At 51.6% G+C, this 25,153-nt stretch carries 21 protein-coding genes and 1 pseudogene; 11 read left to right on the top strand and 11 right to left on the bottom strand.

The window, feature by feature from the left end; all coding sequences use genetic code 11:
* The first annotated feature begins 248 nt into the window (after positions 1-248).
* Complete coding sequence (locus IG82_RS07135; RefSeq protein ID WP_156095292.1) at positions 249-398, top strand: hypothetical protein; 150 nt, start codon at positions 249-251, stop codon at positions 396-398.
* Positions 399-682: 284 nt separating this feature from the next.
* Positions 683-1,048, top strand: a complete 366-nt coding sequence (locus IG82_RS0101460) for a hypothetical protein (protein WP_156095291.1) — start codon at positions 683-685, stop codon at positions 1,046-1,048.
* A gap of 341 nt (positions 1,049-1,389) precedes the next feature.
* Here IG82_RS0101460 and pth read toward each other — a convergent pair whose 3' ends face one another.
* Both pth and IG82_RS0101450 read right to left on the bottom strand, forming a co-directional pair.
* Entirely contained in the window at positions 1,390-2,040 is a 651-nt protein-coding gene (pth, locus tag IG82_RS0101455; RefSeq protein ID WP_031933902.1) for an aminoacyl-tRNA hydrolase, read from the bottom strand.
* Between the two features lie 160 nt (positions 2,041-2,200).
* Entirely contained in the window at positions 2,201-3,856 is a 1,656-nt protein-coding gene (locus tag IG82_RS0101450) for a ribonuclease J (RefSeq protein WP_031933901.1), read from the bottom strand.
* A 139-nt stretch (positions 3,857-3,995) separates the two neighbouring features.
* Between IG82_RS0101450 and IG82_RS0101445 the strand changes: the two genes are divergently transcribed.
* A complete protein-coding gene (locus IG82_RS0101445; protein WP_172642848.1) occupies positions 3,996-5,057 on the top strand; it encodes a mitochondrial fission ELM1 family protein in 1,062 nt (353 codons plus the stop codon).
* Between the two features lie 75 nt (positions 5,058-5,132).
* Here the strand turns inward: IG82_RS0101445 and IG82_RS0101440 are convergent, their stop codons facing one another.
* The 6 genes from IG82_RS0101440 to argS all read right to left on the bottom strand — a co-directional run bounded on the left by IG82_RS0101440 (position 5,133) and on the right by argS (position 12,668).
* Positions 5,133-6,428, bottom strand: coding sequence for a hypothetical protein (locus IG82_RS0101440; RefSeq protein WP_156095290.1), 1,296 nt, complete (start codon positions 6,426-6,428; stop codon positions 5,133-5,135).
* A 78-nt stretch (positions 6,429-6,506) separates the two neighbouring features.
* Complete coding sequence (locus IG82_RS0101435) at positions 6,507-7,355, bottom strand: hypothetical protein (RefSeq protein ID WP_031933898.1); 849 nt, start codon at positions 7,353-7,355, stop codon at positions 6,507-6,509.
* A gap of 262 nt (positions 7,356-7,617) precedes the next feature.
* Entirely contained in the window at positions 7,618-8,922 is a 1,305-nt protein-coding gene (locus IG82_RS0101430) for a hypothetical protein (RefSeq protein WP_031933897.1), read from the bottom strand.
* A gap of 103 nt (positions 8,923-9,025) precedes the next feature.
* Entirely contained in the window at positions 9,026-10,027 is a 1,002-nt protein-coding gene (locus IG82_RS0101425) for a glycoside hydrolase family 3 N-terminal domain-containing protein (RefSeq protein WP_156095289.1), read from the bottom strand.
* A 2-nt stretch (positions 10,028-10,029) separates the two neighbouring features.
* Positions 10,030-10,890 (bottom strand): hypothetical protein, encoded by an 861-nt coding sequence (locus tag IG82_RS06560; protein WP_040333044.1) that lies wholly within the window; start codon positions 10,888-10,890, stop codon positions 10,030-10,032.
* Positions 10,884-12,668: an arginine--tRNA ligase gene (gene argS, locus IG82_RS0101415; RefSeq protein ID WP_052545586.1), complete on the bottom strand. Its 1,785-nt coding sequence runs from the start codon at positions 12,666-12,668 to the stop codon at positions 10,884-10,886. The genes IG82_RS06560 and argS overlap by 7 nt, the downstream gene beginning before the upstream one ends.
* 65 nt (positions 12,669-12,733) lie before the next feature.
* On the opposite strand from argS, the pseudogene tilS reads away from it, so the two are divergent.
* A pseudogene (gene tilS, locus IG82_RS07295) lies at positions 12,734-13,381 on the top strand (tRNA lysidine(34) synthetase TilS); the annotation flags it as partial.
* Between the two features lie 553 nt (positions 13,382-13,934).
* Here tilS and dapF read toward each other — a convergent pair.
* The 3 genes from dapF to IG82_RS0101395 all read right to left on the bottom strand — a co-directional run bounded on the left by dapF (position 13,935) and on the right by IG82_RS0101395 (position 19,040).
* Positions 13,935-14,771: a diaminopimelate epimerase gene (dapF, locus tag IG82_RS07290; protein ID WP_031933893.1), complete on the bottom strand. Its 837-nt coding sequence runs from the start codon at positions 14,769-14,771 to the stop codon at positions 13,935-13,937.
* A complete protein-coding gene (gene dnaE / locus IG82_RS0101400; protein WP_052545583.1) occupies positions 14,746-18,270 on the bottom strand; it encodes a DNA polymerase III subunit alpha in 3,525 nt (1,174 codons plus the stop codon). The genes dapF and dnaE overlap by 26 nt, the downstream gene beginning before the upstream one ends.
* Before the next feature lie 131 nt (positions 18,271-18,401).
* Positions 18,402-19,040, bottom strand: coding sequence for an alpha/beta hydrolase (locus IG82_RS0101395; protein ID WP_031933891.1), 639 nt, complete (start codon positions 19,038-19,040; stop codon positions 18,402-18,404).
* A gap of 132 nt (positions 19,041-19,172) precedes the next feature.
* Here IG82_RS0101395 and IG82_RS0101390 point away from each other — a divergent pair, with 132 nt between their 5' ends.
* The 7 genes from IG82_RS0101390 to IG82_RS0101360 all read left to right on the top strand — a co-directional run bounded on the left by IG82_RS0101390 (position 19,173) and on the right by IG82_RS0101360 (position 25,096).
* Positions 19,173-19,643: an Rrf2 family transcriptional regulator gene (locus IG82_RS0101390; RefSeq protein ID WP_031933890.1), complete on the top strand. Its 471-nt coding sequence runs from the start codon at positions 19,173-19,175 to the stop codon at positions 19,641-19,643.
* The gene (locus IG82_RS06825) at positions 19,640-20,842 is read left to right on the top strand and encodes a cysteine desulfurase family protein (RefSeq protein WP_052545582.1); all 1,203 of its coding nucleotides are present in this window, start codon (positions 19,640-19,642) and stop codon (positions 20,840-20,842) included. Before IG82_RS0101390 ends, IG82_RS06825 begins: the two co-directional genes overlap by 4 nt.
* A 52-nt stretch (positions 20,843-20,894) precedes the next feature.
* The gene (locus IG82_RS0101380) at positions 20,895-22,133 is read left to right on the top strand and encodes an IscS subfamily cysteine desulfurase (protein ID WP_031933888.1); all 1,239 of its coding nucleotides are present in this window, start codon (positions 20,895-20,897) and stop codon (positions 22,131-22,133) included.
* Positions 22,134-22,151: 18 nt separating this feature from the next.
* The gene (gene iscU, locus IG82_RS0101375; protein WP_031933887.1) at positions 22,152-22,547 is read left to right on the top strand and encodes a Fe-S cluster assembly scaffold IscU; all 396 of its coding nucleotides are present in this window, start codon (positions 22,152-22,154) and stop codon (positions 22,545-22,547) included.
* Between the two features lie 21 nt (positions 22,548-22,568).
* On the top strand, positions 22,569-22,946 hold the full coding sequence (locus tag IG82_RS0101370; RefSeq protein WP_052545581.1) for a HesB/IscA family protein: 378 nt from the start codon (positions 22,569-22,571) through the stop codon (positions 22,944-22,946).
* Positions 22,947-23,012: 66 nt separating this feature from the next.
* Complete coding sequence (locus IG82_RS06820; RefSeq protein ID WP_052545580.1) at positions 23,013-23,555, top strand: DnaJ domain-containing protein; 543 nt, start codon at positions 23,013-23,015, stop codon at positions 23,553-23,555.
* Positions 23,552-25,096: an Hsp70 family protein gene (locus tag IG82_RS0101360; RefSeq protein ID WP_031933884.1), complete on the top strand. Its 1,545-nt coding sequence runs from the start codon at positions 23,552-23,554 to the stop codon at positions 25,094-25,096. The genes IG82_RS06820 and IG82_RS0101360 overlap by 4 nt, the downstream gene beginning before the upstream one ends.
* The last annotated feature ends 57 nt before the right edge of the window (positions 25,097-25,153 follow it).

The raw sequence follows: 25,153 nt of genomic DNA, 5'->3' as shown, positions 1-25,153 counted from the left end.
TAAGAAAAACTAAAATACATGGCATCTGTCCACTGTTTTGGCGCTATGGATTCTTTGGGAGCTAATGGCTCTTTGAAAGAAAGGGCCTTTAGGGAGGTTCAGAAGACAATAACAATAAGAAGAAATGATGATGATGCCCCTATGGGGCGCCATTCCTATCTTGCCTATTGAACATCAAGGAAACCACGTCTCAAATACAGGCGCTGGCAAATGATACAACGGTGGGTGGTGCTCAGAAACATGGCCGCATGATGACTCTATTTACCAACTGGGAGCGTGATATTCATCTTCTGGGGCTTGCCAACGCACACCTTGAAGAGGTGAGAAAGATGCCGATTGAAGAAAAGTCGATGACAAAAAGTGCCATGAAAAAAACCGCACACAACTCATCATCTTGAACCATTGTGCATCGGATGGGAGACATAGCTTTGGCAGGGCTGTCTTTGTGACGTTGTGTCGTGCCTTACCCGTTCCCGCTTGCCTGTATCTTGCCTATTTACGCTTTGTTGACAAAAAAAATCGTAAAATGTATGTATGTATTTGTTTTTCTTAAGATGTTAGGTGATTTATGAAAAAGATAAGCCAACTGTTAACAATCATGATGACAGGTGGGGCCTTGACGTTATGCCCTCTGTGTGTTGGGGCGCTCTCCCCAGAAGAGGAAGAGAAACTCAGGCATATTGTGCATCAACAGGATCAGCAGGTTGAAGAGGCTAAAGAGGATGTGTCTCAGGTAGAAAAGCATATAGGCAAGCTAGAGAATCGTGTAGAGATGTTAAAGCTTGAGATTGATCATTTAGAAAGCCCAAACAAATTCCCAAACACAGGACCTCACGCAAGAAAAGTGGCATTGGAGCGTCAAGAGGCATTAGCGCATAAAGAGCAGCATTTAGAGAGTGCAGAGAATGAATTAGAAACAGCAAAGCATGAACTCGCGGCTACAAAAGATAAATTGCAGGGTGAAATAGACGCGCGTTCAGAAAACATGAAGCTACTGGCCCCAAAGACAAAAGGAGCACATAAAAAACCAAAGAGCTCAAAGGACTAGGCCACTAGGCAAAAAAGGCAGGAAAAACAGGAAAAAAGAAAAAGAACTAGGCGCAAAAAAAATCTAGGCGCAAAAGAAGCAAAATAAAAGAATATATATTATGTAATATAATTATTCCGCCAAAACAGACAAATAAATCTTTTTTTATGGCTGAAAAAGATATCTTTATGCGCCATATCTAAAAAGGATAGTTTGAATGCGATGGTTTGGATTTTAACACCCCCTTGTTGCCGAGTGAAGCATCGTTATTTATTCCCAGGTTAAAGATGTTGATGTTAATAGCTGGATAATACGGCAAAAGCCTGCCCAAACACCCTGGTGCTTTTTGGGTTTCGCTGTTCTTAGGAAGACGTGGCGGCTTTGGTGCTTTGTGCCAGGCTTTCCTTCACCTTTGTGAGAAACATGCCGGCATCAAAGGGCTCACTTAGCATCAGCGGTGCATGGGTTGCCACATCGTGCACCACCGCGTCTAGAGTGTGGGCGTCTTCACGCGAAGGTCTCTCCAACACATAGCGCACAACATCGGTTTTGTAGGTGGGCCGACCAATGCCCAAACGCAAGCGCCGATAGCCTTTGCCGATGCGGCTGTCTATGTCTTTCAATCCATTGTGACCGCCGTGGCCGCCCCCTAGTTTGAAACGCACCGTGCCTACCTCCAGATCAAGATCATCATGAATGGCAATGATATGCTCAGGCTTGATTTTAAAGAACCGTGCCACCTCAGCCGTGGGGCCGCCCGAGCGGTTCATAAAGGTCATGGGTTTAAGAAGAAGAATACGCGCGGGTTCTGTGTTTGCAGGCCGTGTGTTGTGGCGACCCAGCGTTCGGGGCGTTAACGTGCCTTTGGCGATGTGATAGGCTTCTTTTTTGTCAGCCTCACGCACGTCATAGCGGCGCGCCATTTCATCAATAAACCAAAACCCGATGTTATGGCGGGTGTCAGCATAGGTGTCGCCAGGATTGCCTAGCCCCACAAATAACCACGTTGTCATTCGGCGCCCCCATTAGAGAGAACAGCTCACCCCTACGTTAACACAAATGAACGCATGGCTGTATAGATGATTAACAAACTATTAATGTAATCGTTAAGTAGATAAAGTGGAGGTTTGCTCGAGGCGGGGTCAATTGCTTGAGTGTGCTCTTTACGCCCCTTTATGTGAGTACATGAACCACCACCAAAGGTCGTTTACCGATTGTGTCATAGCAATAGCTGCTCACCTCTTTGGCCACGATGGCTTGCATTTTGTCTGGGTCATCATAATGTTTGGCTGACATATGCCCGAGCGTGCGTTTCACCAGCGCGGATAACTCGTGGGTGGCATCATCTTTATGATCTGCGCTGCAAAAAAGGCCCACGGTGTGAACCTTAAGCGCTTCCAAGCGGTCGTCATGAAAAACACCTGACACCAGCACTACCCCATCGTGAGAAAGGCGTTTGCGTTGGCTGAGGAGCGGGTTGTCCATAGAAATCAGACGTGACCCGTCAAGCCCCACACGGCCCGTGGGCACATGACCCACCTTTTTGGGTCCCTCTTTCGCATCAAACAGAATCACATCCCCATTATGGGGCGCGATGGAAGCAATCCCCAAATCATGGGCCAGCTGTTTGTGCGCTTCTAGGTGGCGATCTTCACCATGCACAGGAATCACGTTTTTGGGGCGCGTCCAAGCGTACATTTGCTTAAGCTCTTCACAGGAAGGATGCCCTGAGACATGGATATCCGGCACATCCTTGGGGGTAATCACCCGAACGCCTTTTTGGGTGAGTTTATTTTGAAGTGCAAAAATCTCTTTCTCATTGCCAGGGATAATGCGTGATGAAAAAATAACCGTGTCGCCCGCATCAAGCTTGAGAAAGGGATGGTGCCCTTCGGCCATGCGCCTGAGAGCGGCTTTGGGCTCCCCTTGGCTTCCTGTGGCCACAATGAGGGTTTTATCGGCTGCCAAACCCTTGCCTTCTTTGGGGGTAAGAGCCGTGAGGTTATCATCAAGATAGTCCGTTTCCCGAGACGCGGCCTCCATACGCTCGAGAGAACGACCCGCCAGCACAATGCTGCGCCCCGACTTCTTGGCAGCCTCAAAGCACGAGACAAGACGTGCCACGTTTGAGGCAAAGCAGGCAATGACCACGCGCCCCTTGGTGATGGATGACACCTGGTGAACAAGGGCATCTTGCACCGTTTTCTCCGACCCTGACCACCCCTTTTCAAACACGCAAGTAGAGTCGCATACAACGCCCAAAACACCTGCATCACCGACGGCTTGAAGGGCTTCTTGGTTTGTGGCTTCCCCCACCAACGGGTTGGCGTCAATTTTCCAATCGCCTGTATGCACCACAATGCCGGCCTCTGTTTGAATCGCCAGTGCGGAAGGTTCAGGGATAGAGTGCGTCAACGAAATAAAGCCCACACGAAACGGCCCCAAAGCCACTTCTGACGAAAGCGGCACTTCATGCAGAGGCGCGCGCACCCGGGCCTCGCGCAATTTGTGCTTGATGATCTGCGATGTAAAGGGGGTAGCATAAAGCGGCGCTTCCAGATCCGGCCACAAATGGCCAATGGCACCGATGTGATCTTCGTGGGCATGGGTGAGAACAATGCCTGCAATGTGTTTTTTTTGCTTTCTCAGCCATGACACATGAGGCATCACCACCTCAACGCCAGGAAGTTTTTCAAAGGTGACCCCCACGTCTACCACCAGCAGTTTCCCGCCATAGGCATACACATTGAGGTTCATGCCAATCTCCCCTGACCCACCGAGGGGAATGAAGTAGAGTCGATGAGGGTCGAATTGAAGTGTTTTTGTCATAAAAAATAGCTCTTAGGTATTGTACTTTTCATCAATGCGGGGCTAGATTGGACTAAAAAGAAGAGAAAATGGTGTCATACCTGGTGTTTCTCTTGCAAGAAACGGGGATAACATGGGCGTTTTGCCTGGGCCACACGCTATGACCACACATTCAAACCACCATCCTTCGCCCATTAATGCGTCCTCTTCCTCGCCTATAACATGGATTATAACAGATAATGGGAAGGTCGGTACAGAAAATCAAGCCCTTGGATTGGCAAAGGCCCTTTCTCTCGAGGCAAAAACCTTCTATGTCAAAGCCAGGCCTTTGTTTTTTTGGTGGCCACGCCGTTCGTGGCGTTTGTGGTCAGCCAAGGTTTTGCGTCGCGACACCCTCTCGCCCCCCTGGCCTCATATGCTGATCACGGCGGGGCGAAGCGCCACAGGCGTGGGGGCATGTCTCAAACGGCTGTTAGGCAGGCGCGTGTATCACATTGCGCTTATGGACCCCAAACTTCCTGAGGTTTTTTTTGATGCCATCATTGCGCCGGCCCATGACAAGCGTGAGGGGGGTCATGTCATTAACACGACCTTGTCTTTGCATGATATTTCTTCTCCCCAGCTGGCTTCAGAGAAGGTGGCCTGGCAAAAGCGTTTAGAAGGCTTGCCCCTGCCTTTTCTGGGCGTGATGTTGGGGGGATCCACCCGCTCTTTCTATTTTTCATCCGTATTTGCCCGCCAGTTGGCAGAAGATATTCTGGCCATCGCCCGCAGTCATAAAGTGACGCCGCTGATCATTCCTTCACGGCGCACGCCTCAAGCTGCCCTGGCCATCATAAAAAAAGCTCTCGAAGGCACGCCCCATTTTGTGTGGACGCGTGAGGGGGATAACCCCTATCATGGGGTGTTGGCCCTGGCTGATTATGTGTTGGTGACGGGTGATTCGGTGCAGATGATTTCAGAAGCTGCAAGTTTAAGAACGCCCCTGTTTGTTTATCCGCTTCCCTATACTTCAGATAAACTCAAGGCCTTTCACACCTCTGTGTTTCAAAAAAACATTGCCAGGCCCTTTGAGGGCAGCCTCTTTTCTTGGGCGCGCGAGCCTTACCGGGAGGAAGAGCATGTGGCGAACGCCTTAAAGAAAAAAATCAACGCGCACCTGCAAAGGTTAAAAGAAGCGTCAGACAAAGAACTGCCTTCTTTAAGGCACAAGGAGCCTTAGAAGGCCCCCCGCATCGCATCTCCCCCTAACGTAAAGTGCCAAAACACAAAAATTGCCCAACACAAGTGATGCGTTTTAGAAAAGCTCTCTAACAGCATTGAGCGCTTGCTGGACTCCCTTTTTTACATTGCCATACAAAGGCTCTCCGCCCTCTTTTGGCCATTGATCATGGTCATTGCGTACAATACGAATGCCCACAGACTGTCTCACCGGGGAGGGCACATCCTTGGGCAAGGTCGCCACATCAAGCAACCTTCCCGTTACAGACCGTTTCAGCCAATGGATGGTGGGTTCCGGTTTAAAGGCCGCGGTTTCAGAATCTGTGTCATATGCTGCCCCAGGTGTTTTTTCAAGCGTGCTATCAAGTGATTTCTCAGGCGTTTTGTCGGGCATGTTATCAGATGCCTTCTCAGGCGCTGGGGCAGACGTCGGACTCGCCAGCATGCTGTCAGGAACCAGGGCCCACGCATCAAAGCGAATCTCAGCCGTGACGTGTTGATATTTATCGTCTTCTGTCACCACACAATAGTGTTTTTTTTCTCTATCCCCAAGCCCTTGGAGCGGAAAGTCATGATCGTCAGCTTCTTTCTGACCGGCACAGGTCAGCGCGGCAAACTGAAGGTGCACCAGATCAAACACAGGGTCTAAGGGGCGGAATGTGAGATCTGTAACCTCGCCCCCTTCCATCAGTTGAAAACGTGTCTTATAACGCATGATGTTCACATTAACGGGGGTGTTTGTGTTCATGGTCCGTGTGTTTTGCCACACATAAGCATCCTTCCCTTTGCGCGTGGCCAAGAGGGTGCTCACATCCCACCAATCCTCCGCTATAAGCCAAGCTGAAGATTGGCGCATCACCTTTGTTACCACCTGATCATAAACCCTGTCGATCCACGCAGGTGATAAAGGCGCTGGGGCATGCCCCTCCCCTTCAAAAACATCATAATCCAAGTTCATCCCAAAATAATCCACCACACTGGTGACGCCCTCTTTATCGGCAGCCTCACCTATCGTTAAGATATTGTTGTGTTCATAGATCTTACCAGGTAAATAGAAGGTTTCACTCACGTCACCCGCTTTGGTGGCGGCTTCGCCTTCTTTTGGGGGGGCGGGCTGCAAGAAACCGACGTCTCTTGTCTCTACGTCTTTTTTTGTGGCGCTTGCAGGTTGGCTTTCGCCTTTGCTTTCATCGGGCCCTTCATCGCTTCTTAATGCCCCCTCTGATGCAGGCATGGCGGGAGAAAGTGAGGACGTCGCACCACCGCTCCCCTCCTCAGGAAGCGGCGCATAGACAGGCTGCATCACAGCGCCCATACAGAAGCAAAACACAACCCCACAAAGGGCCACCATCTTGAAACGATGTTGATGCATACACGCCCCCCCTTCTCATGTATTTTTTGAGAGGTTGTATGCCCATTATGCCGATATGTCAATGTTTTTCTTGGGGCCTCAGTTTATAAACAGAGATGCATCCGGGAGCGGGGCTTTGCCTTGTTCATAGGCCTCCAGCATGTCTTCAATCCTTTCCACCTCTTTATTCAAAATGCCAAACTCCTCTTGCAGGGAAGCCAACTTTTTTTGCGCAGGGGAGAGCGCACTTTTTATATTTTCGTGATTCTCTGATTCCTTCACTATCGACTTTTCGAGTGCGTCTATCTGGGTTTGTGTATAGAGCTTCTTCTGGGCTAAGGGGGTGAGCACATGCTTGGCAAGCATCTCAGCATCTAAAACGTCAAGCATACCAGGCAATGAGAGTTTCTGAATGAGGTCATCTCGCGCCGCTTTAAGGACGGCGGTGGTTTCTTCATCCGCACCTTCTTCACGGCCTGCCTCAATAACGCTGTTTATGACCTCTTGAAGCTTGGCGACGGAAAGGCCTGCCTCCTCACCGTCTCTGGCCTGATTAATGCTTGTTTCTAGGCCTGTGATCATAGTCTGAAGCAACTGCTTGTTTCTAAGTTTTTTTGCAGAACCTTTGATGAATTCGTCATACCATGTCTCATCCTCTTTCCACGCATCTACATCTGTTTGTGCCTCTTCCATTTGATGTTTGATGGAGGACCGCGCGCGCCACGCATAAGAATCTTCTATTTGGTAAAGAAGCAGGTTGTCTCCTTCATCATCGGTTCCTTCTTCCACAAAGATCGTTTGCATGGAAGGAGCAAGAGAGCGTTCGTCTGAAGGTGTATCTAAACGTTCGGGCTGGCCAGCCTGCACGCTGTGAAGCGACAGCGCCGTGGTGGTTACAAAAGCCGCCATCATGGGCAGCCACATCCAAATGCGCGTCATGTTATGCATACACAAAAACCTTCAAAAAAAAACCATTGGATACAACAACTTATACCCTTATTTCTAGCACATTTTCTTAATTTTGTCAAAATTTGACATTTGAGGAAGCGCAGTCGCATGACATCATGCAAAGGGCATGGAGGAAAGGCTTTCTTTAACCGTCAGGAAGTGGCCCCTCCCCCTCTCTTGCAAGGGTTTTGATAAGGCATGAGGGAGATTTTTGAGGGCATTGTGCGTTTAGGACACCTTGGAGAAAGCTTCAGAAAAACCTTTAAGAGGATTTGGCAGATGACGCCTCTTCACAAGGTTTGCCGGTGGCTGGGGCCTTTGCAGCCGCCTTTGGGGCCGTTGTTGACGCCTCACTCTGGGCAGAGGATGGCGGTTGGTGCCCTACAAGCACGCGTACGCCCGAAGCCAGCCGCAATGGACATGGGGCAAAGGTAAGGTTTGTTAAGGTGGCTACGCGAGACATCACCAATTCATTATGTTTATTCCACGGACCCACACCACGCAAGGACAACAGCTGAAAAGCAGGCATGCTATCGCGCCCTTCAGGGGGCACAATCATGCCAGAAGCCGCGATATCGAGAAACGTGAGCACGTGCTGATTATGCTCTTTTTCTGCCAGCTGCGCTGAGAATGTCTGGGTATCAGGGTCACCCTCAAACACCCATGTTTTATCCTGTTGTCCTTGCCATCTGTTGGCGATCTTTTCATCATCCTTGTCTTTGACCAGGCGGGCTGCATAGTGAAAATCGCGCACGCCGCTGCCAAAGGGGCCGACCAGGTCATTTTTGCCGCAACAAGACAACGTTCGCGCCCACACAAACATCACGCCGCTGCCCTTGGTCTCTTTTTTGCCGTTTTTTGATTCATACACCACGCGCAAGGGAACATCCGTTTTGCGCCCCTGAGGCCCTGTGAGACGCACCGTGCCTGCAAACAATTTGAGACACAACACATTAGGCACTTTGGTTTCCGCTTGATCTCGCGTATAGAGCCAAAGATGGCTTCCATACCCTTTGGGCGTCATGTTCCGCGGCACACGCGGACGGGAGAGGTAGCCATCCCCGCGCAAGCCACCGCCTTCATACTCTTGCTCTATATCCCACAGGCCAAAAATGGTGTCATACTCGCGTGGTTTACCGAAGGCCTGTGCGATGCGCCCTTTTTCATCCGATGACAGGGGTTTGCCATAAGGCTCCGCAGAGGTGAGCGAGGCATTGCCCAGCGATTCGATCATATTTTTTCGCCCGGTAAAGCTGAGAATTTCCTCGGCCTCCACCTCTAGGTCAAGATAGTTTTTGGACCAAAAAATCTGTCTCGGCGGCAGTGCTTTCAGCAGCACAGGCACCACAGACGCCAGTGTGCTTTTGTGGAGCACCTTTTTGCCCACCATAAAGGCCACGATAACGCACTGTCCTTTGCGGGGTTCGGTTATTCTTAAGATAAGCTCTTTAGGTTTGGTGTTAAGAGAGACAGGCCCCAGTTGATAACGTCCAGCCGCACAGAGGTGCGTAGATGACAAGATCCCTAAGAAGATCGAAAGAAAGAGAGCACCAGCAAGACGAAACACGGCCGATAGAAACCAGGCTTACATAGATCTATCATAGATAAAAATTGATTAAAAAAATCTTAAAAAAAAGATTTTATAACCAAAAAAGGGTAAGCCACTGAATTTAAGATAAGAAAAATGAAAGACGCTTTTTTGTGGCTTCAGACAGAGGGATAGCCCCTTTAAGGGCCTGAGCATACACCGCCACACCGCCTTTGCCAAAAATAACGCCATCACACCCTGCCGCCAACGCTTTGCGAACGCGCACGTCCGGTGGTTCGTGAGATACAGCGCCCATGGCCAAATCATCGCTCATTAAGAAACCTTCAAACCCCAAGGTTTGACGGAGGGTGTGCTGAATAACGCGCGGTGAAAACGTAGCCGGCACCTGAGGGTCAAGCGCGTCATAGGCCACATGGGCCGTCATTCCCCATAAAGGTACGGGAGATGCCTTCACCTCGGCGTGGGAAAGAACGGCGTGAAAAGGGTGCCTGTGGCGCTCAAGCTCTTGGGCCGTCAGATGAATGCTGGGACAGACAAGGTGAGAATCTTCTCTAGCAGCGCCGTGCCCGGGCATATGCTTGATCACAGGCACAATGCCTGCGTCTTGCAGAGCCCGCACCGCAGATAACCCCAAATCAGCCACAACGTGTGGGTCATCAGAGAAGGTGCGGTCCTCCAACGCATCTGTAGCGCCCGCTACAGATAGATCCAAAAGCGGCGCACAGTTCACCGAAAGGCCCAGCGTTTGAAGATAGCGCCCCATGGTGTGATAGTTCTCATAACAGGCGCGGCGCGCCTTCTCAGGAGACTGGGTATACACATCACCAAAATGTCGCGGCGGTGGTGGCGTTTTCATCATGGCGCTCGGCAAGCGAAATACCCTCCCCCCTTCACAATCCACCAACAGCGGAAGTGAAAGCCTGCCGGTGACAGTGGCCAGCTGGTGCACCAAATTTTTGAGTTGTTTCTCAGATTCAATATTGCGGCGAAACAAAATAAAGCCCAACGGGTTGCTGTTGGCAAAAAACGCTTGCTCTTCTGGGGTCAGGGAGAGGCCTTCTATACCTAAAAAAAGAGGCATGATGGGCTTGGTGGCAAGTGATGCAGCGTCTGTATGATGCATGGTCACCGTGTGCGCTTTCTGTTGTTCATTGTTGACAAGAGACTATCAATAGATCGTGCCGAGGATTTTGAAGAAAGCTTGGCAGATTGTCTTGAGGAAGGCCTGGTAGAAGTGTGGGAAGAGCGTTTTGCAGAAGGGCGCGCAAAAGGACGTTTCTGTTTTTTGACCCGAGGCAGAGAAGTTTTTTTGGATAAGGGCCAACCTGCACGTGATGACGCCGCACTTCTTGGCAGAGGGCGGCGAGACGCGGATGAGCGCGCATGCGACGACGCGTGGGGCGTACGCGGATGGGCATAGGTTGCTTTTCTACTCACGCGCCTTGGGGGGATCGATGCCTTCCCAGGCACCAGTTTTTTTGTGGAGGCTGCAGCAGAAGAAGAACGTCCCTTTGCTGAAAACTCTCTTTCTGAAGGCCCTTTTGCTTGAGGAGAGGGCACTTTTGGGGGATAAGGCGCGGCGCGAGGGGCCCCTTGGACAGGGGATGTGTTCACCCGCTTGTTCACCCTCGTTTTGCTTTTCTGTTTCACCTCAGGTTTCCGTGGGATCGCAGGGGGCCTTTCCTCCCCCACATTAAGGGTGTCTGGCATTTTTTTCTTAGCAGGTGCGACATGATCATAGACGCGATAAGAAGGCGTTTGGGAAGGCTCTTGGGGCGGGATGCGCATGGGCCCTGCAGGGGGATAAATCACAGGCAAAGGGGTGCGCGTTGGGGGGGCCAATACAAAATGGGCTATATGCCACAGCCCGACCCCAAGCCCTAACAGCAACAGACCACCCCATACGAAGGAAAGCTTTTGAGATCCCCTGAGACCGCCGATCCAAGAAAATAGCTTGGCTTTTGTGTGCGCGAAATGGGTTACCATGTCAGTGTTTCCTTGGGGGTAATGCCCAGTATCGCAAAGCCTGAGGCCAGCACATAGAGCATGGCTTGTACCAAAGCCAGGCGCGCCAGGCTGACGTCAGGGTCATCTTCACGCAAAAAACGCAAGGTTGTCTGTTGATTGCCTTGGCTCCACAGGCTGTGAAACCGTGTGGCCACATCTGTGAGAAACGTGGTGATGCGATGCGGTTCACGGGCGCGCGTGCTCCCTTCGACACAGGCCGGCCAGAAAGCCATTTTTTTGATAAGGTCTTGCTCGCCTTTCGTGCACAAAAGATCAAGACGGGCCTTCTTCAGGCGGGATGTGTGGGTGACATCATGTCCCCAGATTTTTTGCGCCTCTTTCAACACAGAGTGGCCCCGGGCATAGGCATAGTGCACATAAAACACGGGGTTGTTTGACGATGTTTCTTTCACCACGTCAATATCAAGGGTGAGGTGCGTAGTGTGCTCTCGTGACACCATCATAAAGCGCAGCACATCGGCACCAACGTCTTGCACAATGTCTTCAAGTTCTACATAACTGCCGGCACGTTTCGACATTTTGACGGGCTTGCCCCCCTGCAACACGTGCACAATTTGGCACAGCACAAAAGAAAGATCGGCTTTTCCTTCAGACAGAACGTCCACAGCGGCTTTCAAGCGCCCCACTTGGCTGGCATGATCGGCGCCCCACACGTTAATCAGCAGGTCAAACTGCCGCGACAGCTTATCTGTGTGATAGGCAAGATCTCCTCCCAAGTAGGTGGGGCTGCCATCACTTTTGCAAAGTGGAGCATCTTGGGTCTCTCCCAGCTTTGTGGCTTTAAACAGCAAGAGCGGTTCAGCGGTCCACCCTTCAGCCTTTTTCCCTTTTGGCGGGGGCAATGTGTCTATAGCCGTTAATTGGTGGGCATCAAGACTCGCTTTCACCTCGTCAAAAAGCCCGCGGTCAAAAAGGTCCTGTTCTGACACAAATACATCGTGCTTGATGCCCACAACGTCCATGGTGTGGCGGATCATAGCCATCAGGGCTGACATCGCAAAAGCCTTGAATGGAGAAAGCCATGCTGACTCGTCTTTATCCAACCATGTGTGCCCGTCACGTGCATAAAGATCTTGGGCAATATCTATTAAATAGGCACCGGGATAGGCTCCTTCCAGCACGGTTTCGCAAGAAACGCCGCAAACTTCGCAATAACGCATATAAAGAGAACGGGCCAGCTTATCCACCTGCACACCGCGATCGTTGATATAATATTCGCGGGTCACATCAAACCCTGAGGCTTCAAAAAGGTTGGCAAGCACGTCCCCCACTACGGCTACACGTCCATGCGCCATATGCAAAGGGCCCGTCGGGTTGGCAGACACATACTCCACATTCACAGATTGACCTGCGCCCCAGACGCCATGGCCAAAGGTTTTTTCTTGCGACAAAATGGCGCGCACGGTGTCTGCCCAAAAACCCTCTTTCAGGGTGAGATTCAAAAACCCCGGCCCTGCGACGCTCACCTCTTCCACATAAGGGGATGCAGACAAAACGGGCACCAACAAATGTGCCGTGTCTCGTGGTGACAGAGAAAGCCTGCGAGATAAGATAAAGGCAACATTGGTAGCGATATCTCCTTCTGTGCCTTTAGGAGGAAGTTCACATGTCACCTCTGCCAAGGAAAGGTCTGTCCTCGCCAGGCTTCGTAGCGGATGGTCTGAGGCCAGGTCAAAATCACACGTTTCGCGCCCAAGGGCCGAAAGTGCATCGAGAATAACGTGTCGCGGTGTCATAGTCAGACAATCTTCACACTCGCTTCAACATAGCACTGCCTTGGAGAAAAGGCCATGTTCACGCTATGATCTTTCTAAAAAAAATCTTCACGGTGCTTGTGGATCACGAATCGCCTTTATCCCATGCGTTGGCGTTGTTTTGTGAGCCCCTCTGGGCTGCAATGATCAACAAAGATGTCACGCATTACGCTGTGGCTACATCAGGTGGGCCGGATAGCTTAGTGCTTACGGTCTTACTTGATGCCTATTTGAAAAAACATCATCAAAAACTCACCGCCCTTACCGTTGACCATGGCTTAAGACCTGAGTCTTCCTATGAAGCGCAGCATGTGGCCACTTTTTGCGCCCAGCAAGGCATTCCCCACGTGACGCTTAAGGCCACAGATCTTCCTGTGGGCACTATGCATGCCAAGGCGCGGAAACAGCGCTATCGCGCGTTATCTCTTTGGTGTCACCAACAAGGGGTTAAGCACCTTTTTTTGGGTCATCACCGTGATGATCAACTTGAGACGTTCGGCTTTCGTGTTTTGCGCCGAAGTGGCGTTCATGGATGGGGAGGCATGAAGGCACACACACTTCTTTGGGGACTGCATCTTCTGCGCCCCCTGCTTTCCTTAACAAAAAAAGAGATTATGCATGCGGCTCATCTTCTTGATCTTCCCTTTGTGCGCGATCCATCCAACACCCATCCGCGATTTACACGCGCGCGCATCCGACAAAGCCTTCAGGGCCTATCTTCTGATCAGCGCGCCCTTTGGTCTCATATTGCCCACACGTATAGACAACGGGGTGAGCAAGAAGATCATGCCAGTGCGCAGGTGTTAACGCGTCATCTCATCCATTGGCAGCAGGGGTATGCCCGCGTGTCAGCCGCGCGCCCCCTCCTTACCCATCCCCAGGGTGTGCCTATATTACGCATGCTTCTCACACACATACGCGGCCACACTCCTCACCCCTTGACCACAGATCGTTTGCGCCATGTGCATGCGCAACTATTGTTGAAAAAAAATGTCACCTATGGCGGGTGTTTGATGCAGTGGTGCCAAGAGGAGCTGTGGGTGATGAGAGAATGGCGACGTATCGCATCTGTACCCCTTAAACAACCCTTCATGCACATGCTGTGGGATGATCGCTTTTATCTTCACATACATGCGCCCCCTCACCTCCTGAAACCATGGATAGCTCCATTAGGCTCTCATGAACGCTATCGCCGTGCGCCCCTTATGATGCAAAGTTGGCCAAGCCTTATGGAAGAAGCCGGCGAGGTTATCCCGTGCTGGAACAACGATGTGTTTGTGGCTTGCCGTTGGATGCAAGCTGAATGCTTCCCTCAAACACCAAAGCTACGGAGCCACGATGGGCAATGGGCGCATCTGGGCGACAGGTAACCCACAAATCTCCACCTTCAAGGTGAACCAACACGGTGTCATGCTCAAGGATGCCTTCATGCTTCAGGGCAAACACCGCGGCGCATGTGCCCGAAGCGCAGGCCTGTGTGCGCCCTGTGCCGCGCTCCCACACCCATAGGGTTAAGGTGCCATCAGGGTTTTGACGCACAAACTCAACGTTGGTTTTGTCTGGAAAAAAAGGATGGGCCTCAAGGCGCGGGCCGATGCGGGTCATATTGTCAGGGCTAAAACGCGTCACAGGCACAACAAGATGCGGGTTGCCCATGGTCACGGCATACCCTTCATCGCACCCAAAATCATCCAGCGGCAAGGCCTCGTCAGACAACAAGTGCGGCATGCCTTGGGTTACCTCGACCTCCTGATGATCCATCACGCGCCCAGTTAACAGACCTGATGAGCTTTCAATGGTCACGCATGAAGTGCCATAGGTTTGTGCCAGGTTCCACATCACACAACGAGTGCCGTTGCCGCAGGCCTCAGCCTCTGTGCCATCTGCGTTAAAGATACGCAACGCCGCATGCACATTGTCACGCGATGAGGGCAACACCTCAAGCACCTGGTCGCACCCAACGCCCAAACGCCGATCACTTAGGAAGCGAATCATGTCAGGGGTGACATGGGCTGGCTCATCAAAAATGACGAAATCATTGCCCAGGCTATGCATTTTCTTAAAGGGAAGCATGTGTTGGCTCATAGTGGTTCGTGTCCTTTGCTGCGGCAGAGGTTGTCAAAGATGCCTCGCCTAAAGTAATCGATAAAGAGTTGGCAAGCAAGCGATCCATCACCATCGGGGTCAGACATATTTTTTGAGGCACAACAAGGGTGACATCCACAGGCTTGCCCCCCACGTTCTGCACGGGAAGCTGCACATGAACCGAGGTATGCCCTGTGGACAGCGCTTCTCCTTGCAGAGCCTTGGCCACCTCTTCTATCTCAGTCGGGGTATGCACATGGATTGTGCATGTTGGGGCGGCAGCAAAAAAATCATCCCGCACCACCAAGCCTTCTACCAGTAAGCGAAGTTGGTCCCCATCCGTGCGCCCAGACACCTTCACCTGAAATAAATCCCCTGCCACAAGGCGCTCACGCCATGAGGCAAGCATATCTTCAAACATGATGGCCTCAAACGTCCCCCGTGGATCTGAAAAATGAAGAAAAGCAAAGCGTTTGCCGGATCGTCCCATTTTGATTTTTGACGAAATAAGCACTGCCGCTAGCCACGCATGAGGCATATTCGCCAATGTTTCTTTAAGGGTGTGACTGCTTACGACATGGGGGAGAAAGGGTGTATAGGGTGTGATGGGGTGATCATTGAGGTAAAAGCCAATGGCATCATATTCAAGGCGCAAGCGCTCAGAACGTGGATAGGGATCTTTGGGCGTGATCACCGGCCGCGTATCTTCCTGGTGAAACAGTGTGGGCGCTGTGTCAAGGGCGCCATAGCTCATGAAGGTGTCAAGATGCGCCATCAACGTGTGCCTGTCTGTGCCCAAAGCATCTAAAGCCCCTGCGGCGATCAAACTCTCGAGCTGTCTTTTGTTCAACACTTTGGTGCCGCGCAAACGCTCAAAAACATCATAAATATCCTTGAAGGGGCCATGCTGGATGCGCGCGTTGACAAGCTCGTCCATAGCGCTTTTCCCCACATTTTTCAAGGCGGCCAACCCATAACGAAGTGCTGGCCCTGAAGGCGTATCTTCAAGAGAAAAATCAGCCATGGAGGCGTTAATATCGGGGCCCAACAGGGTAAGCCCGTTATCTTGCATATCTTGTGCAAACAGCGCCAAGCGATCGGTGTTGTGTATGTCTTGATTCATGGATGCCGCCATAAACTCGAGGGTATGGTTGGCCTTCATATACGCGGTTTGATAGCTAAGCAACGCATAGGGCGTGGCATGGGCCCGCACAAAGGCATAGCCTGCAAACTTGGCAATTTGATCAAACAGGGCTGCCGCTTTTTCCGCCGGACCACCTTCTTTGCTGAGCACCCCGTCAATAAAATGCTTGCGCTGGGCCTCCATCTCTTTCTTGATTTTTTTACCCATGGCGCGCCTAAGAAGGTCGGCCTGCCCTAATGTATAGCCGGCCAATCGCTGGGCAATCTGTAAGACTTGCTCTTGATAGACCATCACGCCAAACGTCTCTTTCAATATATCTTGCAAGCACGGATAGGCATAGGTCACCTCTTCCCGTCCATGACGACAGGCGAGATAGTAAGGGATGTCATCCATGGGGCCTGGGCGGTAAAGGGCGACTAAGGCAATAAGTTCTTCAAAGGCATGGGGCTGAAGTTGATAGAGCACATCCCGCATGCCCGCACTTTCAAGCTGGAATAGGCCCACCACGTTAACATTACGCAGCAAAACAAAGGTGTTGTCATCATCAAGGGGCAACGTTGAGAGATGAAGGTTCGCCCCCCGTTTGTTGGCAAGGTTCACCGTGTCTTGCAGCACGGTGAGCGTTTTGAGCCCCAAAAAGTCAAACTTCACCAGACCCATTTTTTCTACAAAATGCATGCTAAAGCCTGTGGCGGGTAAAGAGGATTTAGGGTCTTTATAAAGGGGCAGCATCTTCACAAGGGGCTGTCCCCCAATCACCACACCAGCTGCATGGGTAGATGCGTGACGATAGAGCCCCTCCAAACGCTTAGCATAATCAAAAAGCTGGCCCACAGCACCATCTTTGGCGCACATATCCCTCAGCTCAGCATCTTGTGCCAGCACCTCTTTCAGCGTCACCGGATTGGCGGGGTTAAAAGGAATGCGTTTGGCCAGTTTATCCACCTGACCATAGGGCATGCTGAGCACGCGCCCCACATCACGAAGCACGGCGCGGGCTTGCAGTTTTCCGAACGTCACAATATGGGCCACGCTGTCGCTGCCATATTTTTTTTGCACATACGCAATCACGTCATCCCGCCGCTCGGGGCAAAAATCGATATCAAAGTCAGGCATAGAAACACGTTCGGGGTTGAGAAAGCGTTCAAAAATCAATTTGAAACGAATGGGATCCACATCGGTGATGGATAAACACCATGCCACCAAAGACCCGGCCCCCGAGCCACGGCCTGGCCCCACGGGAATCCCCTGTTCCTTCGCCCACTGCACAAAGTCTGAGACAATCAAAAAATAGCCATCAAACCCCATCGAAATAATCACGTCCAGCTCTGTGTTCAGACGCTCTTGATAGACGTCCGGCTTGGCAGCGTCAGGAGGCAAGGTTTTCAAGCGTTTTTCAAGGCCTTCTTCAGCTTTGGCCCTTAACAGATCGGCCTGGCTTTTGCCCTCAGGCAAAGGATAGGGTGGCAACACAGGCGCTTGTGTTTCCAGCAAAAAAGAACACCGCTTGGCCACATGAACCGTGTTGATCAAGGCCTCTGGAATGTCGGCAAAGAGGCTTGCCATCTCAGTCGGAGATTTAAGGCGGTGATGAGGGGTTTCGCGTCGCCGTTCTTTTTCATTGACATAGGTGGATTCTTTAACACAAATCAACGCATCGTGGGCGGCATAATCATCCTCATGGGCAAAAAAAGCTTCATTAGTGGCCACCAGCGGCCACTTTTCCTTAAAAGCCGCAGCTAACAAAAAAGACTCTTCAGAAGCCTGTCCCCGGGTCCGCTCAATTTCAATATAGAATCGATCCTTAAAAAGTTGACCCAGCTTTGTGAGCAACATCCCCGCCTTTTCTGGGTTGTTCTCATATAAAAAGGGGATGGGCCCGCGCGCGCCCCCTGAAAACGCTAAGAGCCCTTCGGTGCGCCCCACCAGTTGTGAAATATGCACGCCGCCCATCCAGCGATCTTCTTGCCTTACGCTGGTGAGCGTGAGAAGCGCCGATAGATGTTCATAGCCTGTCTTATTTTGGACAAAAAGAGGCAATAAAAAACAAGGTGATGGCGAAGAGGTAAGGCCCTCCCCTGTGGGTTGTTTGTCGAAATCTTCAATAAAAAGGGGCAGCAAGCTCCCCAACACAGGTTTAATACCGGCCTTTTGTGCGGCCAGCGAAAATGCCATCGCGCCGAACATGTTGCCTGTATCTGTCATGCCTAAAGCAGGCCAGGCTTCTTTCTGAGCTTTGTGGATCAGTGCCTCAACCGTGATGGCGCCTTCAAGCAATGAATAATTTGTGTGGTTTTTGAGAGGCACATAAGGCACCGTGCCGTCAAAGCCTGCATCCTCACCCCATTGCGTCACACGCGTCCCCCCTCAACAACAACAGCCCTAGTTTAGGCCAGAATGTGGAAGGGTTCAACAGAATAACGCCCCAAGGCGCGGCCTTTCAAAACGGCCTCACTTTTTTACGTGTCGCACACATGCCCTACGTTTCAAGGCAATTCAGGCGTGTTCTCTTGAACATACCGCTTGGTAATCTGAAACATGTCCTTCAAAAAGCCTGTAAAGGAGTGGTCAGCGGCGCGAATGACCTTCAAGTCAATGTCGGTGGATTTTTGCACCTTAAGACGCGTGACAAGACGCGTCACAGATTCTTTGGGCACCAGGCCATCTTGGCCGCCTTGCACCACAAGACCTGGTTTAGGACAGGGCGCAAGAAAACTGAAATCATAAAGATTGGCGGGCGGTGAAATAGACACAAAGCGCTGAATCTCGGGCCGCCGCATAAGCAGCTGCATGCCCACCCAGGCGCCAAAGGAATAGCCTCCCACAAAACAGGTGGAGGCATTGGGGTTGTGGGCGCAAAGCCAGTTGAGGCAAGCAGACGCATCGTCAAGCTCCCCATCCCCAGATGTGCCTTCCGAGCGGCCCACACCGCGAAAATTAAACCGCAATACAGAAAAACCAAGATCCACAAAGACCCGGTACAAAAGATAGGCCACGTTGTGGTTCATATCCCCACCGTGCTCAGGATTGGGGTGTAACACCAGCGCCAGAGGTCCACCTTTTTTCCCCGCATGATAGCGTCCCTCAATACGTCCCGCAGGACCTCTCAACATCACCTCAGGCATTCAGACCACTCATGCATACTATGAATTTTCTTGACTTTTTTAATCAGGTTTTTAAGATTAACAATCATTATACAGGAAATGCAAGAAAAAGCTAGCTCTAGTAACCTCTTTGAGGAACCGTAAGTTGATTTTATGAAAATAAGTGCCCGCAGCCGTTATGCCATTATGGCCCTCGCCGACTTGACGTTGAATAGGGCTCAAGGCCCTGTGTCTTTGCGAGATATGGCCCATCGACAGGGATTGTCTCACGTTTATCTCGAACAATTATTCTCTACGTTAAGACGTCGGGGCCTTGTGGACAGCATTCGTGGCGCTAAGGGAGGATATAGACTTTCGCGTTCGCCTAAAGACGTGACGATTGGGTGCATTATGAAGGCTGTGAACGAGCCTGTTCGGGCCATGCGTTGCAACGGCCACGGCGACAAGGGTCAAGGATGCCAAAAAGATGGCGATATGTGCATTACTCATCATTTATGGGCGCGTTTTGAACAACACATCTGGCGCTATCTTAACAATGTCACCCTCGACGACGTTGTGAACAACACCCTCACATCTGAAGACCTTTCTGAGGGGTTTTCTGCGATGCGCGAGGTGTGTTCATGAAGAGAATTTATCTTGACAGCAATGCCTCCATGCCGCTGAGGCCTGAAGCCAAAGAGGCCATGAATCACTATGTCCACTATTTGGGAAACCCCTCATCAGCTCATCATTTTGGTGTGCAGCTTAATCAATGCTTGACGCAAGCACGCGAAGCGCTGGCCGAGCTTTTGAATGTTAAGCCCTCAGAAGTGGTGTTCACCAGCGGTGCGACCGAAAGTAATTTTCTGGCTATTTACGGCATGCTGCCCCGCGTCTCGGCCCTGTTCACAGGCACCACAGAACATGCCTCTCTTCTTGAAAACGTGAAAGAGGCCATCACACGTTCACACAACAAAGATCTCTATCTCTGCGCTGTGGGGCCCTCGGGCTATGTGACAGACAAGATCTTTGATGCCACCTATAGAAGCGTGCAACAAGAGATCACCCAAAACATTCCTGGTGACGATCATCGCTATCCTTTCCTGGCCTCCTTTATGATGGCGAACCATGAAACCGGCATTATCAGTGATCTCTCCCCCTTGAGCAAGATCATCAAGTCTTATGGTGGACTGTTCCATACAGATGCCAGCCAAGCGTTAGGGAAAATCCCTGTTGATTTTTCTCATGTGGATATGGCGACCCTCTCGTCTCATAAACTGGGCGGCCCTTGCGGTGTGGGCGCCTTGATGATTAAAGAACATGTGCCGTTTTCCCCTGTTTTGTGTGGAGGTGGTCAAGAGCACGGCCTTCGGTCAGGCACGCCGTCTCTTCCCCTCATTTGGGGATTTGTGGAGGCTGTACGCGCCTCTCTCTCTGAAGCCGGTGTCCGCCATTTTCATGCATGCCAAACATGGCGCGATGAAGCTGAGCAAAATATTCACGCTCTTGCGCCACATGCGCGCATTTTTGGCCAACACACCCCCAGACTTCCCCAAACCTTATGCCTGTCTATGCCTCACATCTCTAAGGATATTCAGTTGGCTGCTTTTGACCTTGAGAGCGTGGCCGTCAGTGGCGGCAGTGCCTGTCATTCGGGCGTTTCTGAGCCATCCGTGGTGCTGAGCGCCATGGGCGTTGGAGAAGAAGAAGCCAGCACAGCTATTCGCATGTCTATGGGGTGGCACACCCAAGAAGATGACGTCAAACATTTCGTGTGGCTGTGGAAAAAAATATATCAACAACTCAACAAAAGAGGAAAGACTCGCCATGTCCATGCCGCTTAATCACGCTGCTAAGCACTCTGCATCTGGCCCCACGTCAAAAATGGGGCCGGCCATGACGCCTTATGACGCAACGGATCTGACAGCGCGTCCTCTTTATTTTGATTATCAAGCCACCACGCCCCTGGATCCGCGTGTATTAGAAACCATGATGCCTTATTTGACATCTGAATTTGGCAACCCCCATTCTCGCACGCATCGCTATGGATGGGATGCAGAAAAGGCAGTGGAAGATGCACGCCAACACGTGGCGCACATCTTGCACGCGGACCCGAAAGATATTGTGCTTACCTCGGGTGCAACCGAATCTAATAATTTGGCCATCAAGGGCCTGGCTCATTTCTGGAAAGGCAAAAAACGGCACATTATCACCACACAAATTGAGCATAAATGCCTTTTGGAAAGCTGTCGTTCCCTTGAACAAGAAGGGTTTCGCATCACCTTTTTACCAGTGCAGAAAAATGGCCTGATTGACCTTGACGCTCTCAAGGATGCCTTGGAGGATGATACTCTGCTTGTGTCTGTGCTGGCGGTGCACAATGAAATTGGTGTTGTTCAGCCCCTTGAAGCGATTGGCAAGCTGTGCCGCGCACGCGGGATCTATTTTCATACGGATGCCGCGCAGGCCTTGGGCAAGATTCCTCTAGACGTGGAGGCCATGAACATCGATCTCTTAAGCCTTTCCGGTCACAAAATTTATGGCCCCAAAGGCATTGGCGCGCTTTATGTGCGACGGAAAAACCCGCGGGTGCGACTGCGGGCTCTCTTAAGCGGTGGTGGTCAAGAGCGCAATATGCGCTCAGGCACCCTGTCTCCGGCTCTGTGTGCCGGACTGGGTGAGGCCTGCAGGCTGGCTGAGCAAGAGCAACAAGACGAGGTGGCCCGGATACAGGGGTTTTTCGATGACATGTATCACACCCTCACCACATCGCTGCCTGAGGTGTTTCTCAATGGTGACAAAACCCACCGTGTACCCCATAATCTCAACCTCAGTTTCGCAGGCGTAGAAGGCGAAGGACTGATGATGGGCCTTAAAGATCTAGCTATTTCTTCAGGATCGGCGTGCACGTCGGCTTCCCTTGAACCTTCCTATGTGCTGGGCGCCCTGGGTGTGAATGAAGAGCTCGCGCACACCTCGCTGCGCATCAGTTTTGGGCGGATGACCACACAAGAGGAAGTCACCTATGCCACAAAACGCATTATTGAGGAGGTTACCCGTTTACGCGACATGAGCCCTTTGTGGGAAATGCACCTTGAGGGTGTGGATGTCAGCGCCATTCAGTGGGCCCATTAAGAAAAAGGAGGAAAAACCATGCCTTATGACAAAAAAGTGATCGACCACTATGAAAAGCCGCGCAATGTGGGAAAACTAGACAAAACCAAGAAAAACGTAGGCACCGGCCTTGTGGGCGCGCCGGCGTGTGGGGATGTGCTGAAGCTGCAAATTGAAGTGAATGACAAGGGCGTGATTGAAAAATCTGTGTTTAAAACCTTTGGTTGTGGCTCGGCCATTGCGTCAAGCTCATTGGCCACCACATGGCTAAAGGGCAAAACCCTGCAAGAGGCCCGCACCATCAAAAACAAGGATATTGCCGATGAGTTGGTGTTGCCACCCGTGAAACTTCACTGCTCGGTGCTAGCGGAAGAAGCTATTAAAGCCGCCATCTCTGATTATGAATCAAAACAAACCCCTGCACCTGCTGGCTAGAGGATCCCACAAGGTCAGAATATGTCAACGTCTTCATCCCCCCCTCCTTCAGTGCCTCTTAAGGCAAAGCCAGCCATCCTGACGCTTACGCCGAAGGCCGCTGTGCACATAAAACGCCTTTTGAAGGAACGTCACAAGCCCTCTCTTGGGGTGCGGGTGAGCCTCAAGACCAAAGGGTGTTCGGGCATGGCTTACCACCTTGAATATGTCGATGCCGTGAAACCAGGCGATGAATGCGTAAAGGATCAAGATGTTACGCTGTTTATTGACCCAGCCGCCGTGCTTTTCTTGATTGGCACACACATGGATTTTGATGATGATCCGCTGGCCCCTGGCTTCAAATTTATTAATCCCAATGAAAAGGGCCAATGCGGCTGCGGTCAGTCTTTTCATGTCTAGTGTGCGCGGGTTTCTTGTGTAACGATTTTTTTGTTTCTCCCTCTTCTCTCTTCTCATCGTAACCCTATGTCCACACCTTTTGTTTCCTCTTCCCCTGCGCCCCACGATTCTGCTGTGATCGCACCGTTTACGCAGCTGGGGCTGCCGCTCACTCTTTCCCTTGACCCTGCCGTCTTAGAGGCCGCTTTTCTCAAACGTCAACTAGCTCTTCACCCTGATCAGTTTGTGAAGGATCCGGTGAAACAAGCCGAGGCTGAAACGGCTTTTGCCCGTGTGGTGGAGGCCTATGAAACCCTTAAAGAGATCAAAACGCGCGCCAAGCTCTTGTTTCAATACCACGGCCTGTGGCCACTGCGCCAAGATCCAGAGACCCTGGAGGCCTTGATGGAGGCAGAAGAGGCGTGTCAAGAAGGCCGCCTGGATGAACCCACCTTAACACGCACCATCACCGAAGCTGAGCAAACGCTGTGCAAGGCCTTTGATGCCCATCAATTTGAGGTGGCGAGTGCAGCCTATATGCGCATGCGTGGGCTGTGGCGGTTGCGTGAGATGCTGAGTCAACCGTTGATTCCCCCCCCTGTTCTCTCATCAGCAAAGGAGACGCCATGAGTCTTCAGATTCAAGAACCCGAGACCGAAAACACCAACCCCCGATGCACAGCCATCGGCATTGATTTGGGCACCACCCACACCTTGGTGTCTGTTATGCGCGAAAACGCCCCTGCATTGATTCACCTGGATGACCAGCTCTTAATGCCTTCATTGATCGGGTGGGAAGATAACCCCTCTGACACCCACAAGGGGCCAGCGCTTGTGTTTGGCCATGAGGCAGCCGCTTTGTTAACAACACGGCCAGATCATGTGGTGTCATCCATCAAACGTCTTATGGGCGCATCGCCTGACAGCTCAGAAGCACACACTTTCCCTCACACTGTTTTTCCTCATGCCTCAGGGGGTGTGGCACTCAAGATGGGCGACCACCTCTTAACCCCCACAGAACTGACCGCCCACTTTTTGTCTTCCCTCAAAACCAAGGTTGAAACGGCACTGGGCCACCCAGTGCACGAGGCGGTGATCACCATCCCGGCCTATTTTCGTGATCATGCCCGCGCGGCTACGCGCAAGGCGGCCGAAAAGGCGGGGTTTCGTGTGTTACGCCTTCTGTCTGAACCCACATCGGCAGCATTGGCTTATGGCCTTGACCAAGGTATAGAAGGCCTTTATGGGGTTTATGATCTCGGTGGTGGCACGTTTGACTTTTCACTGCTCTCGATGAGCCGTGGCGTATTTGATGTACGGGCCACGGGCGGCGACACACAGTTGGGCGGCGATGACATCGATGAAGCTTTGGCGCAATGGGCGCTGGGTCAAGCGTGGCCCTCCCTCTCGCCAGCGCAAAAAATGACGGCGCGCCTTCATGCAAAGGTGGTCAAAGAGGTCTTGAGTCACCAGGAAGAGGCCGTTTTTCTTCACCCCCCCCACCAACACACCGTCACTCGTGATAATCTCACTCATTGTGCCCAGACGTGGGTGGATAAAACGTTTGTGTGTGTGAAAAACGTTTTACGTGATGCCAACGTTCAGCCCCACGACCTTAAGGGCATCATCTTGGTGGGCGGGGCCACGCGCATGCCTCTGGTGCAAAAAGCAGTGTCGTCTTATTTTGGTCAAGAAGCACTGCACACCCTTGACCCCGATCACGTGGTGGCCTTGGGAGCCGGATTGCAGGCCAAAGCGTTAAGCCAAGGCGCAGACCATATTTTGTTAGATGTCACCCCCCTTTCCTTGGGCATTGAGGTGATAGGTGACACATTTGAACCCCTGATTCGCCGCAACACACGCATTCCTGTGAAGGCTACACAAACCTTCACCACCGCCAAAGATAATCAAGACGCCCTGCGCATCCATGTGCTTCAAGGCGAGCACGATCACATCAAACACAATCGCTCGTTAGCCATGTTTGAATTTGTGGACCTTCCCCCGTTGCCTGCAGGCACGGCGCGCATATGTGTAAGCTTTACCCTTGATAAAGACGGCATCCTCACCGTGTCGGCCCAAGAAGAAACAACGGGCCAAAAGCAAACGGTGAAAATTAACCCCAGCTATGGCCTCACCCTTGAAGGAGCCAAAGCTTTGCTGGACGTGTCATAAGCGCCCATACCCCCCTGCGAACACAAGGAAATGTAACAAGTCAGCCTGTTAACAGAG

It is taken from the genome of Candidatus Hepatobacter penaei, assembly GCF_000742475.1.
Lineage (GTDB): Bacteria > Pseudomonadota > Alphaproteobacteria > Holosporales > Hepatobacteraceae > Hepatobacter > Hepatobacter penaei.
Note: the sequence above shows the minus strand (reverse complement) of the source record. Positions and strands in the feature narration are given on the sequence as shown.